The organism is Serratia sp. 22264 (genome assembly GCF_052045345.1).
Taxonomy (GTDB): Bacteria; Pseudomonadota; Gammaproteobacteria; order Enterobacterales; family Enterobacteriaceae; genus Serratia; species Serratia plymuthica.
This window is the reverse complement of sequence record NZ_JBQEOY010000001.1, coordinates 1,457,520-1,472,020: the sequence shown is the minus strand read 5'-3', so window position 1 is coordinate 1,472,020 and position 14,501 is coordinate 1,457,520. Positions and strand designations below refer to the sequence as shown.

Genomic DNA, 14,501 nt, shown 5'->3' with positions numbered 1-14,501 from the left:
GCCCGGAGTCTGATGCATGAAACGCGATACACACAGGTTAACCCTGACGGCCACGCCCGTCCCGGCGGCAGTGCAGCCGGCCAGGCGCAGCAAGCTTAATCATCGGCAGCGCCGCAGCCGTATCGCCTGGCTGTTGGTGGCGCCGGCAATGTTGCTGCTGGCGGCGGTTGCCGGCTGGCCGCTGCTGCGCACCCTGTTTTACAGCTTTACCGACGCCATGCTGGATGCGCCGGATGAATACCGCTTTGTCGGCTTCGCCAACTATCTGGACCTGACCGGGGGCGGCCACTCGTACGGCGTACTGGCGGATCCGCAGTGGTGGCAGGCGGTGGGCAATACGCTGCGTTTCAGCCTGCTGTCGGTATCGCTGGAACTGGTGTTCGGCATGTTGCTGGCGCTGCTGATGAACCAGAAATTTCGCGGACAGGGCCTGGTGCGCACCGCCATTTTGGTGCCCTGGGCGATCCCGACCATTGTCTCCGCCAAGATGTGGGGTTGGATGTTCCACGATCAGTACGGCGTGGTGAACGATCTGCTGCTCAGATCGGGGATTATCGCCGCGCCGCTGGCCTGGGTCGCGGAGCCGGGGCTGTCGATGTGGGCGGTGGTGATTGCGGACGTCTGGAAAACCACGCCGTTTATGGCGCTGATGCTGCTGGCCGCGTTGCAGCTTATCCCGGGCGATCTGTACGAAGCCGCACGGGTGGACGGGGCTAACGCCTGGCAACGGTTCCGGCGCATCACGTTACCGCTGATTATGCCGGCGATGATCGTCGCGCTGATTTTCCGGGTGATGGATGCGCTGAGAGTATTCGACCTGATCTATGTGTTGACCTCCAACAGTGAAGCCACCATCTCGGTGTCCGGTTATGCCCGCGACCGCATGGTCAGCTATCAGGAAATGGGCTCCGGCTCGGCCGCTTCGGTGCTGGTGTTCATGATGGTGGCGGGTATCGCCGCCTGCTTCCTCACGCTGGGTCGCTTGAATGACAAGGATAAACGCGCATGAAACTGACTCGCCAACAGCACAAATACGGCCACAAGGCGCTGATTTTCGCCGGTGCCGCGCTGGCCAGCGTCATCTGTTTGTTTCCCTTTTACTACGCGCTGATCACCTCGCTGCGTTCGGGGGGCAGCCTGTTTCAGGTCGCTTACCTGCCGGGTGCGCCGCACTGGGGCAATTACCTGACGGCGTTGATGGATAACGGCATCGCCCGCAGCTTGTTTAACTCGATCGTCGTGGCAACGCTAACGGTGGGTATCTGCCTGCTGGTGTCGATTACCGCCGCTTTCGCTCTGGCGCGCATCAGTTTTCGCGGCCGCAAATATCTGCTGTTCACCATTTTGTGCGTCTCGATGTTCCCCCAGGTGGCGGTGCTGTCCGGCATGTTCGAACTGGTGCGTTTTATGGGGTTGTACGATTCGCTGGGCGCATTGGTACTGTCCTACACCACCTTTTCTCTGCCGTTTACCGTCTGGGTGCTGACCACCTTTATGAAGGCGATCCCGGCGGAACTGGAAGAGGCGGCGATCGTCGACGGCGCCAACACCTGGACCATCATTACCCGCATCTTCGCGCCCATCATGGGGCCGTCGTTGGTGACCACCGGGCTGCTGGCGTTTATCGGCGCCTGGAATGAATTCATGTTCGCCCTGACGTTTGTCATCTCCAGCGGCAAGCGTACCGTGCCGGTGGCGATCGGCATGCTGCAGGGCGCCTCTCAGTTCGAACTTCCCTGGGGCACCATCATGGCGGCCTCGGTCATCGTCACACTGCCGATCATCGTGCTGGTTCTGATTTTCCAGCGTCGCATCGTCAGCGGATTAACCAACGGCGCAGTAAAAGGCTGATTTTCGATTAACCCTGAAGCAGGAGAAATGCAATGGCTACAAAAATCGTTTTAGTGGGCGCAGGCAGCGCGCAATTCGGCTACGGCACCCTGGGCGACATCTTCCAGAGCAAGACGCTGTACGGCAGTGAAATAGTGCTGCATGACATCAACCCGGCCTCGCTGGCCGTGACCGAGAAAACCGCCCGTGATTTCCTGGCGGCGGAAGATCTGCCGTTTACCGTCAGCGCCACCACCGATCGCAAAACCGCGTTGAGCGGAGCGGAGTTCGTGATTATCTCCATTGAAGTGGGCGACCGTTTTGCGCTGTGGGATCTCGACTGGCAGATCCCGCAGCAGTACGGCATTCAGCAGGTGTATGGTGAAAACGGTGGCCCCGGCGGGCTGTTCCACTCGCTGCGCATCATTCCGCCGATCCTCGACATCTGCGCCGACGTGGCGGACATTTGCCCGAATGCCTGGGTGTTCAACTACTCGAACCCGATGAGCCGCATTTGCACCACCGTGCATCGTCGTTTCCCGCAGCTCAATTTTGTCGGCATGTGCCATGAAATCGCCTCACTTGAGCGCTATCTGCCGGAAATGCTCGGCACCTCCTTCGACAACCTCAGTCTACGCGCCGCCGGGCTGAACCACTTCAGCGTGTTGCTGGAGGCCAGCTATAAAGACAGCGGCAAAGACGCTTACGCCGACGTACGCGCCAAGGCACCGGACTATTTCTCCCGCCTGCCGGGCTACAGCGACATTCTGGCGTACACCCGCAATCACGGCAAACTGGTGGAGACAGAAGGCAGCACCGAACGCGATGCGCTGGGCGGCAAAGACAGCGCCTACCCGTGGGCGGACCGCACGCTGTTCAAAGAAATTCTGGAGAAGTTTCACCATTTGCCGATCACCGGCGACAGCCACTTTGGCGAGTACATCCGCTGGGCCAGCGAAGTCAGCGATCATCGCGGCATTCTCGATTTCTACACCTTCTACCGCAACTATCTGGGGCATGTGCAGCCAAAAATCGAACTGAAGCTGAAAGAACGCGTGGTGCCGATCATGGAAGGGATCCTCACCGATTCCGGTTATGAAGAATCCGCGGTCAACATTCCGAACCAAGGGTTTATCAAGCAGTTGCCGGCGTTTATTGCCGTCGAAGTCCCGGCCATTATCGACCGCAAGGGCGTGCACGGCATCAAGGTCGACATGCCTGCGGGCATCGGTGGCCTGTTGAGCAACCAGATTGCGATTCACGATCTGACCGCCGACGCAGTGATTGAAGGTTCGCGCGACCTGGTTATCCAGGCGCTGCTGGTGGACTCGGTCAACGATAAATGCCGTGCGATCCCGGAACTGGTGGACGTGATGATTTCACGCCAGGGGCCGTGGCTCGATTACCTGAAATAAGCCGGATGGCGGGGCGCGCTTGCGCCCCCTTGAATGCAACAACCTGGAGTTCGGGAGGAATATGGCGCAATTAACGCTGGAAAAACTGCAAAAACGCTATGGCGCTAACGCAGAGGTTATCAAGTCGCTGGATCTGCAGATCAACAGCGGGGAGTTCGTGGTGATCGTCGGGCCCTCCGGCTGCGGCAAATCGACGTTGCTGCGCATGATCGCCGGGCTGGAGGAGATCAGCAGCGGCGGCATGTATATCGATGGCAACTACGTCAATGACGATACGCCGGCCGAGCGCGGTATCGGCATGGTGTTCCAGTCCTACGCGCTCTATCCGCACATGAGCGTATACAAAAACATGGCGTTTGCGCTGGAACTTGCCGGCCATTCGGCGGAGGAGATCGACCGCCGGGTGCGCGAAAGCGCCCGCATTTTGCAACTTGAGCCCTTGCTGGAGCGGCGCCCGAAGGATTTGTCCGGCGGGCAACGCCAGCGGGTGGCGATTGGCCGCGCCATAGTGCGCGAACCTAAGCTGTTTTTGTTCGATGAACCCTTGTCCAACCTCGATGCCTCGCTGCGCGTACAAATGCGTATGGAGGTGGCTTCACTGCATAAACGGCTGGGTTCGACCATTATTTACGTGACTCACGATCAGGTCGAAGCCATGACGCTGGCCGACCGTATCGTGGTGCTTAACAAAGGGCATGTCGAGCAGGTTGGGACGCCGCTGGAGCTTTACGATCAGCCGGCCAACGAATTTGTCGCCCAGTTTATCGGCTCGCCGAAGATGAACCTGATCCCGGCCATTTTGCGTCGCGCCGGCGAACGGCAGAGCGTGGTGGAACTGGACAACGGCAAGGCACTGGTGTTGCCGATCGCCACGCCGGTGGCGGCGGAAGGCCAGAGCGTCAACGTCGGCATTCGTCCAGAGCATATTCGCGGCGGCGAACAGGCGCAGTGCGAGTTTCATGGCGAGGTGATGTTCGTCGAGCATATGGGCAACGAAACCTACCTCTATCTGGATAACGGCAACGCGGCGGAGCCCTGGGTGCTGCGCAATCCCGAACGCTCGACCATTCAGGCCGGAGAAACCGTGGGCGTGCGCCTGCCGGTAGAGTGTTGTTATCTGTTTGACCGCCAGGGCCGCGCGTTCCCGCGCATTTTGGCGTCGGAACAGACGCATTGACATAAGGAAGCATGACATGAGCGGTGCGCAAACGGCGCGGTGGTGGAAAGAGGCGGTGGTTTATCAAATCTACCCGCGCAGCTTTATGGATTCCAACGGCGACGGCATTGGCGATCTGAACGGCATTACCGCGCGGCTGGACTATTTGCAGTGGCTGGGCGTTGACGCCCTCTGGATCTGCCCGATGTACCGTTCGCCGAACGACGACAATGGCTACGATATCAGCGACTATCAGGCGATCATGACCGAGTTTGGCACCATGGCGGACTTTGATCGCCTATTGGCGGAGGCCCATGCGCGCGGCATGCGGCTAATACTTGATCTGGTAGTGAACCATACGTCGGACGAACATCCGTGGTTTATTGAATCCTGTTCATCAAAATCCAGCGCCAGGCGAGATTGGTATATCTGGCGCGACGGCAAAAACGGCGCGGAGCCCAATAACTGGGAGAGCATTTTCAACGGCTCGGCCTGGAAGTACCATCCCGGCAGCGAACAGTACTTTCTGCATCTGTTCTCCGAGCGCCAGCCGGATCTGAACTGGGAGAACCCGCAGGTGCGCGCGGCGCTGTATGACATGATGCGTTGGTGGCTGGACAAGGGCATCGACGGTTTCCGTATCGACGCCATTTGCCATATGAAAAAACAGCCGGGGCTGAGCGACATGCCGAATCCGCAAGGGTTGCGTTACGTACCGTCGTTCGAGCGGCATCTCAACTACGATGGGCTGCTGGATTACGTCGATGAGATGTGCGAACAGGTGTTTAACCGCTACGACATCATGACAGTGGGGGAAATGAACGGCGCTTCGGCGGAACAGGGGGAGGACTGGGTGGGAGAACGGCATGGCCGCTTGAACATGATTTTCCAGTTCGAACACGTCAAGCTGTGGGAAACCGCCAACCAGCAGGCGCCGGATGCCGGGCTGGATCTGCTCGGCCTGAAGAGCATTTTCACCCGCTGGCAGACGCTATTGGAGGGCAAGGGCTGGAACGCGCTGTACGTAGAGAACCACGATATTCCGCGCGTGGTGTCGAAATGGGGGGACGACGGGCGCTACCAACGCGAAAGCGCCACCGCCATTGCCGCACTGTATTTTCTGATGCAGGGAACGCCGTTTATTTATCAGGGGCAGGAACTGGGCATGACCAATACCCATTTTGCCGGCCTGGATGACTTTAACGACGTCGCCACCAAAAATCGTGCCGCCGACCTGCGCCGGCAGGGAATGGATGAAGAGCGGATCCTGGCGACGCTGCGCCGCAGTTCGCGCGATAACTCGCGCACGCCGATGCCGTGGAACGACGGGCCTAACGGCGGCTTTAGCGCCGCAACGCCGTGGTTTGCGCTTAACGCCAACTACCGCGATATCAACGTGGCACGCCAGAGTGGGGAGCCGGACTCGGTGTTGAATTTCTACCGTGCGCTGATCCGGTTACGCAAGCAGACCCCGGCGCTGCTGTATGGCCGTTACCGATTGCTGCTGGCCGAACATCTGCATATTTACGCCTATACCCGCACGCTGGATGACCGGCAACTGCTGGTGCTGTGCAACCTGAGCGGCGAACCGCAACAGGTTGATCCCCAATCTTTGGCGCTGGACAGTTGGCAACTGCGGTTGGGCAATTATCCACACGGCGGAGAGCCACAGACGCTGCGCCCTTATGAAGCACGGATTTATCAGGCATAGGGGCTGATTCAACCCGCTTTGCGGCCGGGGCCTTTGTGTGAACGGAGAGCCGCACCGGCCGCATTTTCATCCCACGGAACAATCCCGCTTTTTAACTAACCATAACCGGTATTGTTATTTCGCTTTGGCATAGCCTGTTGCTAGCTTTTGTTCGTTCCATCAGGGGATGAATAACAGGGTAATAACAGAAATGACAAAAAAACTTATTAAAATCACAGCGCTGGCACTGTCAGTTTTCGCTGCTCACGGCGCCCAGGCGGCGCTTTCATTGCAGGGGAAAACCATTGGCGTGGCGGTGGTCGGCACGCAGCACTTTTGGGATCGCGAAGCGTTCAAAGGCGCCAGCGACGAAGTGGAACATCTGGGTGGCAAAGTGGTGGCGGTCGATGGCGGCCGCGATAACCAGGTACATGCCGACAATCACGATATCCTGCTGGCGCGCAAGGTGGATGCGGTGATCAGCATTTTGGGCGACAGCGCCGTCGAGCCTAAATTCAAAGCGCTGCGCGCCGCCGGGATCCCGGTATTCACCGTCGACCATGTATCACCGTATTCCATCAACAACACCACCTCGGACAACTACAGCATCGGCAGCACCATTGGCCGCTATACCGCCGAGGCGCTGGGCGGCAAAGGCAATGTGGCGGTGTTCAACGCCTTCTCCAACTCACTGCGTATCTGCGGCATTCGCTACGATCTGTGGAAATACGTGTTGAAAGATTACCCGGACATCAAAATCATTCAACCGGAGCTGGCCGAGCAATACGCCAATTCGCCGGAAGATGCGCGCAAGAAAACCCTCGAACTGTTAAGCCAGCATCCGAAAGGCACGCTGGACGCAATTCACGTCGCCTGCTGGGACCAGCCGGCGATCGGTATCGTGCAGGCGCTGGAAGAGAGCGGCCGCGCCGGCGACGTTAAGGTCACGGCGATCGACGCCGGGCCGGAAACCCTGGAAATCATGGCGGAAAAGGGCAGCCCGCTGGTTGCCAACGTGGCGCAACAGCCGCGGTTAATCGGCACCACTTCAGCGGATAACGTGGCGCGTTATTTCGCCGGCGAGAAGTTGCAACCGCAAACCTTTGTGCCGGTATTGCCGGTGAAAGGGCCGGAAGAGGCGAAGGCGGTGTACAAACAGCTCGGCTACGGCGAGCTGAAATAACGCCATGGGCCAGCAGGAAACGCAGGCCGCTCCCGCCGTGGGCGGCCTGGAAATGATTGGCATCGAGAAACGTTTTCCCGGTACTCGGGCGCTCAGCGGTGCCTCACTGCGGGTGCTGCCGGGCGAAGTCCACGGCCTGATTGGCGAAAATGGCGCCGGCAAATCCACTTTGATCAAGATCCTCGCCGGAGTTTATGCGCAAGACGGCGGGGAGATCAGCATCGGTGGCCGGCGGCTGGTTTCCGTCACCCCGGCGGCGATACGGGCGGCCGGGGTGCGATTTATCCATCAGGAACTGCATTTGATCCCGCACTTCACCGTGGCGGAGTCCGTGTATGTCGGCCAGGAGCGGCGTAACCGTTGGCTGGGATTGGACAAGCGCGGCATGCGTCATGACGCAGAACGGTTTTTGTCAGAGGTGCTGGACACCCACCTGGACGGTAACCGACTGATCCGCGATCTCAGCATTGCCGAGAGCAAGCTGGTGCAGATAGCCCGGGCGTTAATCGACGGGCAGGCGCAACTGGTGGTGTTTGACGAGCCTACTGCGCCGCTGGAAGCCAGAGAGTCGCAATTGCTGTTTAACGCGATTGCCCGGCTGAAACAGCGCGGCATCGCCATTATTTACGTCTCTCATTATCTCGCGGAAATCGCCCAGATTTGTGACCGTGTCACGGTGTTTCGCAATGGCCGCGACGTTGGCACCTTGCAACAACTGGGCGATGGGGATATCGCGCGCATGATCCCGATGATGGTCGGCCGCGAAATCACCCACCTGTTTGCCCCGCGCCCGGCACGACGGGCGGCGGCGGAGCCCTGGCTTAGCGCAGAAAGTCTGTCGGACGGTGCACAGCTGCGCGATGTCAGCTTGCAACTGGCGCCGGGGGAGATCGTCGGCATCGCCGGGCTGTTGGGTTCCGGCCGCGAAGCGTTGATCGACGCTCTGTATGGATTACGCCCGCTTCAGCAGGGACAACTGCGCATAGCCGGCAAGCCGGTGCGCATCGCTTCCCCGGCGCAGGCCACTGCCGCGGGGATGGCGTTGGTGCCTCGCGATCGGCGGCATACCGGTCTGGTGTTGCCCATGCCGGTGGCGGACAACATCAACCTGGCGTCGCTTGGCACATTGGCGCGTGCGGGGTGGGAACTGCGCAAAAAGGCTCGGCTGCATGCCAAAGCGCTGGCGGAACAGTTGGATATCCGCCCGCGCAATCTGCAATTGCCGGTGCGTTTGTTAAGCGGCGGCAATCAGCAAAAGGCGATTCTGGCGCGCTGGCTGGCGACTAACCCGCAACTTTTGATCCTCGACGAACCTACCCTGGGCGTAGACATCGGCGCCAAGGCCGAGATTTACCAACTGGTTGCCGCCCAGGCGGCTGAAGGGCGCTGCGTGCTGGTGTCGTCCAGCGACGGCAGCGAGTTGATTGGGCTGTGCGATCGCATTCTGGTGATGTTGCGCGGCGAGATTGTCGCGAATGTCCGTACCGCCGGGCTGACGCAGGACGCGCTGCTGGCGTTGACCAGCGGCGGTTCAACGGCGTCCCCTTTAGTACAGGAGCCGGTTCTATGAGCCTATTGACCGAAGGCAATGTGGCGGCACGCTCCTCCTGGCGTCGTTTTTTGCCGTCCGGAGAGCGGATCGCCAATAAAATTCCGCTGTTGCTGTTTGCCGCGCTGTTGCTGTTTTTCTGTTTGCAGGCGCCGTACTTCACCAGTTGGCAGAATCTGAGCACTATCCTCAAACAAAGCGTGCCGCTGGCGATACTGTGTTTTGGCCTGACCTGCGTGATCAGCGGCGGCGGCGATGACGTGGTTTCTGGTGGCATCGATATTTCCCTGCCGGCGATCGCCGTGTTGGGGGCGGCCATCATCAGTAACGGCCTGACTCACGACGGTGACGGTTATCTGTGGCTGGCGGCGCTGGCGTTTGGCGCGGCGCTGCTGGCGGGGGGCGTCAACGCTTTGCTGGTGGTGGCCGTCGGGTTGCCGCCGTTGCTGGCAACGCTGGCCAGTTCGGTGGCGGTGGTGGGTATCGCCAACCTGATCACCCAACAGCGGCGCATCAGCGTCAGTGACGCGGCCATTGTCGCGCTGCGTGACGACACCTGGCTGGGGTTGCCGCTGATGGTTTGGTTAATGCTCGCTGCGCTGGCGTTGTTTGGCTGGGCATTGCATCACACCCGTTGGGGCATGCAGTTGCAGGCGGCGGGCGGCAATCGCGAGGCGGCGGAGATCTCCGGTTTGCGCGTCAAACCGCTGGTGATTGGCTCTTACCTGCTGGCGGCGGCCGCGGCCGGGTTGGCGGCCTTTGCCCTGGTGGCTCGCGGCTCAGGCAGCTCACCCGGCAGTGAAGAACCGCTGCTGCTGGAAATGGTACTGGCGACCTTTATCGGCGCGGCTTTCTCGCGCCGGCGAGTCGTGACCGTCTGGGGGGCGCTGCTGGGGGCCTTGCTGGTCAATGCGTTGTCGAACGGGCTGGCGCTGTTGCGGGTAGACATCTTTTGGGTCGGGGCGATCAAAGGCGGGCTGATCCTGCTGGTATTGGCCGCCGCTGCCAGGCAAAACCGGGGGGGAAACCCATGACGGCGTTGAGCAAACTTTTGATTCGCTACGGCTTTATGCTGATTGTTATCGCCTTTTTCCTGTTCTTCTCCTGGGGCAATAGCGTGTTTTACAGCCTGGACAACCTCAGTAATCTGTTACAGGGTAACGCAATATTGCTGATTGTCGCGCTGGCCATGACGCTGGTAGTGACCGCCGGTGGCGTTGACCTGTCGGTGGGCGTCGCGCTGGATTTTGGCGCGGCTTTTGCGCTGATCGCCCTGAAGCAATATCAGCTCAGTTGGCAAATGGCGGTAGTCGCCGCGCTGGCGGGCGGCGCACTGATCGGTGCACTCAATGCGTTGCTGATCGTTTACTTTCAGGTTAAGCCCTTTTTGGCGACGCTGGGCACCTTTTTCATCGGCAGCAGCATCGAACGCATTTATACCGATGGCGGGGGGTCGATAGCCTACCGCCGCATGGCGCAGCAGTATCACGATCTGGCAGTAGGCAACCTTGGTGGCGTGCCGTTACCGATAGTTATCGCGGCCGTACTGCTGCTGGGCTATTTTCTGTTTTTCGAGCGCACCATCTTCGGCAAGCGGATTCATGCCATCGGTCTGAACCCGCAGGCGGCCCGTGCGGTGGGGATCCGCAATGGTCGTTACCTGTGCTGGCTGTTGATCGTCTCAGGCATGACCTGCGCGCTGGGCGGCGTGATCCTTTCGGCCAACCTGCGCCAGTTTACCCCACTGGCCGGGCAGGCCTATTTGTTGGACGCCATCGCGGCGGTGTTTATCGGCACCGCGTTTCATCCGCAGGGGCGACCCAACGTGCTGGGCACGCTGGTTGGCGTGCTGTTCCTGGGCATGGTGGCGAACGGCCTGAACCTGATGGGGCTGAATTTTATGGTGAAAGACGCGCTGACCGGCGTGATCCTGGTGGTGGCGCTGGCGCTGTCCTTTATCCAGAGCCGGTTAAAACAAACGCAACAGGCGGAGGCCGGCAGTGAGTCAATATGATGCGGTATTTGTCGGTTTAACCTTGCTCGATATCGCGGGGCGGCCGGTCAGCGCTATCCCGGCAGGCGGCGGCGTGCAGTTTATCGAGCAGATTCGGCTGAACCCGGCGGGCACCGCCAGCGGCGCGGTGATGAATGCCGCCAAGCTGGGGATACGCACCGCCACCTCGGCCTGTCTCGGCGAGGATGAAAAGGCGGAGTTTATCCTCAATACCTACCGTCGGCTGGGCATCGATTGCTCGCTGATCCAGCGCACGGCGCGGGCGGAAACGTCCGCCACCATTTTGCCGATCAGGCCCAACGGCGAGCGCCCGGCGCTGCATTATCGTGGGGCCTCGGATTTTCTGTTCGTTGACGATGCCGACTTTGACGCGCTGTGCGATACCCGTTTCTTGCATCATGGCGGCACCGGGCTGCTGGCGGCGATGGACGAGGGTCAAAGCGCCAAATTGTTGCGCCATGCCAAAAGACTCGGCGTTACCACCAGTTTCGACCTGATTGCGCCAGGCCCGCATACCCTGGCGTTGTTGCTGCCGCTGTTGCCCAGCGTCGATTACTTTATGCCGTCGCTGGAGGAGGCCGCTTACCTGTCCGGCCGGCAAACGCCGCAGGAGATCGGCGCGTTCTTCCTCGACCATGGGGTGGGGAGCTGTATTTTCAAAGCCGGTGAGCAGGGATCCTTTATCGTCACCCGCGATGCCTGCGTGCGCATTCCGGCCTATCAGGTTGAGGTCGTGGACACTACCGGCTGTGGCGACAGCTACTGCGGTGGGTTTATCGCCGGGCTAAGCCGTGGGCTGGCGGTGCCGGAAGCTTGCCTGCTGGCGACGGCGGTGGCGGGGTTGGTTGCAGGCGGGTTGGGATCGGACGCCGGGGTGATCGACTGGGAACACACCCGGCGGTTTATGCAGCAGACGCCGCGCAGCGCTTAGCGCCAGGCGTACAGCAACGGCTCGCCTTTGAGATAGCGTTGGATGTCCTGGGCGATCATTTCGGTATGTTTGACCAGCGTCTCCCGCGTGGCACCGGCGATGTGCGGCGTAATCACCACGTTGTCGAATTCGGTGATAAACGGATGCCGGCGGTAAATAGGTTCGCTGGCGTACACGTCCAGCGCCGCGCCGGCCAAGCGTTTCTCCCGCAGGGCGGCAATCAGATCTTCTTCAATCACCACCGCCGCGCGCGAGGTATTGATAAACAGCGCGTGGGGTTTCATGCGGTTAAACAATTCACGGCCAATCAGCCCATCAGTTTGCGGCGTCGCTTTCAGGTGCAGGCTGATAAAATCGGCGTCGCTGAACAGCTGTTCCAGCGTGGTTTTCTCAATACCCGGCTCGTTAATTTCTACCCCGGAAACGTAAGGATCCGCCACCAACAGCCGCATGCCGAAAGCCCGGGCAATACGGCCGACGCGTTGGCCAATGCTGCCGTAACCGACGATGCCCAGCGTTTTGTTGCGCAGTTCGCTGCCTTTAAACACTTCATAGGGGCTGGATTTATCCACGTCCCATACCACATCGCTGCGCAGACCCTCTTTGGCCGCCGCCGCTTGCGGTTGCTCGCGGGTGAACTCACCGCGCTTGAGCGCTGCGTGGGCCTGGGGAATATGGCGGGCCAGGTTCAGCATCAACGCCAGCGTCAGTTCCGCTGCGGCGTCCGAATTGCGGCCTGGGGTGTAGATCACCGGAATATTGCGCCGTGCGGCAGCCTGCAGGTCAATATTGACCGGATTGGCACGGGTACAGGCAATCAGTTTCAACTGCGGGCAAGCGTCGATCACCCGGGCGGTAATATCGTCGTAGCTGGTGATGATAAAGCTGGCGTCATGGGCCAGATCAATCAGCGCGTCTTCGGTCAGCTTGCTTTCGCCGGCCGCCCAACCGCGGATGACCAGCTCGCCCAGTTGGCGGAAATCTTCAAGCGAACCGGCGTATTCGGCGGTAAAGAGGGTTTTCATGGTGCGGGGGTTCCTGCGTTAAGGGCATTGAGAATTTGCTCCCGGTTTTGCCACAGCGGTTCAAGCTGAAGGCGTAACTGGCGGAACAGTGGATAGAGCGCCTGATAGATCCGTTGGTTGGCGGGGTCGGGGACAAATAGCCGGCGGTTTTCGGCCTGAACAAGCGTTTCATGTGACACCGTCACGCCAATGCTTTGCGCCGCCAAAATCGCCACGCCTCGGGCGCTCAGCTCTTTCACCCGGCTGGTGATCACCCGCCGGCCAGTGCAGTCGGCGATGATCTGCAACCAGACGGCCGAAGCGGCCCCGCCGCCGGCAAGGTAAAGATCGCCCTGCGGCGGGTAATCATGCAGCGAGTCTTTAATGGCGAACGCCAGCCCTTCAAACACCGCCCGCAGCAGGTGCAGATTGCCGGTATGCTGACCGATGCCAAAAAAACCTGCGCGGGCCGCCTGGCTGTAGAAAGGTGCGCGTTCCCCGTTCAAATAGGGCTGATAGAGCACGCCGCCGCTGCCGGCGGGAATGGCGGCGATCTGCTCGCCAATACGCTCGAGATCGCCATCGCCACCCAGCTCACGTACTGCCCAGTCCAGGTTCGGCGTGCCCGCCTGCATGGCGAACAGGTTGATATAACGCCCTTGCTGCGCATGGGCGACAAAGCGCGTCTTCGGGCTGACCTGCGCCAGGCTGTCGCAGACAATGCCGGTGCAGCAGGTGGTGCCCAACAGAGTGTAAACGTCGTCGTGATGCACGGCGCCAATGCCCAGCGCTGCCGCCGACACATCCAGCGCACCGGCGCACACCGGAATGCCCGCCGCCAGCCCGGTGACAGCCGCCGCTTGCACCGTGATTTCTCCTGCGCGTTGGCCGGGGCGCAACAGCGGCGGGAACAGCGGCCGAAGGGCCTGCAGACCCAGCTCCGTCAAGACCTCATCGGAAAGCGTTTCGCTGTGAAGATCGAGCAGTGAGGTGCCGGTATCCGTCAGCTCAAGATTGGCCGCACCGGTCAGGCGATAACGGATCCAGTCTTTGGCGAAGAAGAAATAGCGTGCATTACTTAGCGTTTCGGGTTGATTTTCCGCCAACCATGTCAGGATCAGCGAACTGTTGCACGGCAGCAGGCGGGTACCGGTTGCCCGAAACAGCCTTTCTTCCCGTTCCGGCTGTTGCTTGAGAAGCGCCACTAAAGGCGCGCAGCGGGTGTCGCTCCATAAAATGGCCTTGCGAACCGCTTGCCCTGCGGCATCGACCAGCCAGGCACCTTCGCCCTGGCCCGAGAGGCCAATGGCGCGGATGCGCCCTTGCTGCAACAACGGCGAGTCGGCCAGCACGCGCAATGTCGCGACCACATTGCGCCACAGCTGTTCCATATCCTGCTCGGCATAGCCGGGGAACGGTACTTCGGTCAGGTTGTCGGCGCTGGCAACCTGACATTGATTAAACTGCTCGTCGAATAAAACCGATTTGATCTTCGAAGTGCCTATGTCGATGCCGAGATAATAATCCATGAGAGCGCCAGCCTGCGGGGAACGGGCTGTCAGCGTAGCAATGAAGGAACGGATCCCATATGCCATTTCCGGGAAAGCTAATTCATTAATAAGATTATGATTATTAATACCTTATAACGGAATGATATTGGTGGCGCGCGAAGGCTTGGTGCTAGTTTTTTATTACTTTATGGCATCAAATAACCATAAATAAGAACGTG

The 14,501-nt window shown here is 60.0% G+C and carries 12 protein-coding genes; 10 read left to right on the top strand and 2 right to left on the bottom strand.

The window, feature by feature from the left end; all coding sequences use genetic code 11:
- Nucleotides 1-16: 16 nt before the first annotated feature.
- The 10 genes from ACTJJ1_RS06780 to ACTJJ1_RS06735 all read left to right on the top strand — a co-directional run bounded on the left by ACTJJ1_RS06780 (nucleotide 17) and on the right by ACTJJ1_RS06735 (nucleotide 11,768).
- Nucleotides 17-1,009 (top strand): carbohydrate ABC transporter permease, encoded by a 993-nt coding sequence (locus ACTJJ1_RS06780; protein WP_440832901.1) that lies wholly within the window; start codon nucleotides 17-19, stop codon nucleotides 1,007-1,009.
- Nucleotides 1,006-1,851, top strand: coding sequence for a carbohydrate ABC transporter permease (locus ACTJJ1_RS06775; RefSeq protein WP_006325530.1), 846 nt, complete (start codon nucleotides 1,006-1,008; stop codon nucleotides 1,849-1,851). Before ACTJJ1_RS06780 ends, ACTJJ1_RS06775 begins: the two co-directional genes overlap by 4 nt.
- A gap of 32 nt (nucleotides 1,852-1,883) precedes the next feature.
- Nucleotides 1,884-3,245 carry a family 4 glycosyl hydrolase gene (locus tag ACTJJ1_RS06770; protein ID WP_004944823.1) on the top strand — a complete coding sequence of 454 codons (1,362 nt, stop codon included), beginning with the start codon at nucleotides 1,884-1,886 and terminating at the stop codon, nucleotides 3,243-3,245.
- Between the two features lie 61 nt (nucleotides 3,246-3,306).
- On the top strand, nucleotides 3,307-4,422 hold the full coding sequence (locus ACTJJ1_RS06765; protein ID WP_325986651.1) for an ABC transporter ATP-binding protein: 1,116 nt from the start codon (nucleotides 3,307-3,309) through the stop codon (nucleotides 4,420-4,422).
- Between the two features lie 16 nt (nucleotides 4,423-4,438).
- On the top strand, nucleotides 4,439-6,112 hold the full coding sequence (locus ACTJJ1_RS06760; protein ID WP_202290422.1) for a glycoside hydrolase family 13 protein: 1,674 nt from the start codon (nucleotides 4,439-4,441) through the stop codon (nucleotides 6,110-6,112).
- Between the two features lie 190 nt (nucleotides 6,113-6,302).
- Entirely contained in the window at nucleotides 6,303-7,274 is a 972-nt protein-coding gene (locus tag ACTJJ1_RS06755) for a sugar ABC transporter substrate-binding protein (RefSeq protein WP_006325526.1), read from the top strand.
- Nucleotides 7,275-7,278: 4 nt separating this feature from the next.
- Nucleotides 7,279-8,844, top strand: a complete 1,566-nt coding sequence (locus tag ACTJJ1_RS06750; RefSeq protein WP_440832897.1) for a sugar ABC transporter ATP-binding protein — start codon at nucleotides 7,279-7,281, stop codon at nucleotides 8,842-8,844.
- On the top strand, nucleotides 8,841-9,857 hold the full coding sequence (locus ACTJJ1_RS06745; RefSeq protein WP_122289136.1) for an ABC transporter permease: 1,017 nt from the start codon (nucleotides 8,841-8,843) through the stop codon (nucleotides 9,855-9,857). Before ACTJJ1_RS06750 ends, ACTJJ1_RS06745 begins: the two co-directional genes overlap by 4 nt.
- Nucleotides 9,854-10,837, top strand: a complete 984-nt coding sequence (locus ACTJJ1_RS06740) for an ABC transporter permease (protein WP_122289135.1) — start codon at nucleotides 9,854-9,856, stop codon at nucleotides 10,835-10,837. The genes ACTJJ1_RS06745 and ACTJJ1_RS06740 overlap by 4 nt, the downstream gene beginning before the upstream one ends.
- Complete coding sequence (locus ACTJJ1_RS06735; protein WP_440832894.1) at nucleotides 10,824-11,768, top strand: carbohydrate kinase family protein; 945 nt, start codon at nucleotides 10,824-10,826, stop codon at nucleotides 11,766-11,768. The genes ACTJJ1_RS06740 and ACTJJ1_RS06735 overlap by 14 nt, the downstream gene beginning before the upstream one ends.
- On the opposite strand, the gene ACTJJ1_RS06730 is transcribed toward ACTJJ1_RS06735, so the two are convergent.
- Entirely contained in the window at nucleotides 11,765-12,793 is a 1,029-nt protein-coding gene (locus ACTJJ1_RS06730) for a 2-hydroxyacid dehydrogenase (RefSeq protein WP_004944791.1), read from the bottom strand. The two genes, ACTJJ1_RS06735 and ACTJJ1_RS06730, sit on opposite strands and share 4 nt — an antisense overlap.
- Nucleotides 12,790-14,301: an FGGY-family carbohydrate kinase gene (locus tag ACTJJ1_RS06725; RefSeq protein WP_440832892.1), complete on the bottom strand. Its 1,512-nt coding sequence runs from the start codon at nucleotides 14,299-14,301 to the stop codon at nucleotides 12,790-12,792. Before ACTJJ1_RS06725 ends, ACTJJ1_RS06730 begins: the two co-directional genes overlap by 4 nt.
- Nucleotides 14,302-14,501 lie beyond the last annotated feature (200 nt).

Excerpts from the sequence above, each read along its gene's own strand:
- ACTJJ1_RS06750 (WP_440832897.1), top strand. The coding sequence starts at position 7,279 with ATGGGCCAGCAGGAAACGCAGGCCGCTCCCGCCGTGGGCGGCCTGGAA.
- ACTJJ1_RS06730 (WP_004944791.1), bottom strand. The coding sequence starts at position 12,793 with ATGAAAACCCTCTTTACCGCCGAATACGCCGGTTCGCTTGAAGATTTC.
- ACTJJ1_RS06740 (WP_122289135.1), top strand. The coding sequence starts at position 9,854 with ATGACGGCGTTGAGCAAACTTTTGATTCGCTACGGCTTTATGCTGATT.
- ACTJJ1_RS06765 (WP_325986651.1), top strand. The coding sequence starts at position 3,307 with ATGGCGCAATTAACGCTGGAAAAACTGCAAAAACGCTATGGCGCTAAC.
- ACTJJ1_RS06755 (WP_006325526.1), top strand. The coding sequence starts at position 6,303 with ATGACAAAAAAACTTATTAAAATCACAGCGCTGGCACTGTCAGTTTTC.
- ACTJJ1_RS06780 (WP_440832901.1), top strand. The coding sequence starts at position 17 with ATGAAACGCGATACACACAGGTTAACCCTGACGGCCACGCCCGTCCCG.
- ACTJJ1_RS06725 (WP_440832892.1), bottom strand. The coding sequence starts at position 14,301 with ATGGATTATTATCTCGGCATCGACATAGGCACTTCGAAGATCAAATCG.
- ACTJJ1_RS06770 (WP_004944823.1), top strand. The coding sequence starts at position 1,884 with ATGGCTACAAAAATCGTTTTAGTGGGCGCAGGCAGCGCGCAATTCGGC.
- ACTJJ1_RS06745 (WP_122289136.1), top strand. The coding sequence starts at position 8,841 with ATGAGCCTATTGACCGAAGGCAATGTGGCGGCACGCTCCTCCTGGCGT.
- ACTJJ1_RS06760 (WP_202290422.1), top strand. The coding sequence starts at position 4,439 with ATGAGCGGTGCGCAAACGGCGCGGTGGTGGAAAGAGGCGGTGGTTTAT.
- ACTJJ1_RS06775 (WP_006325530.1), top strand. The coding sequence starts at position 1,006 with ATGAAACTGACTCGCCAACAGCACAAATACGGCCACAAGGCGCTGATT.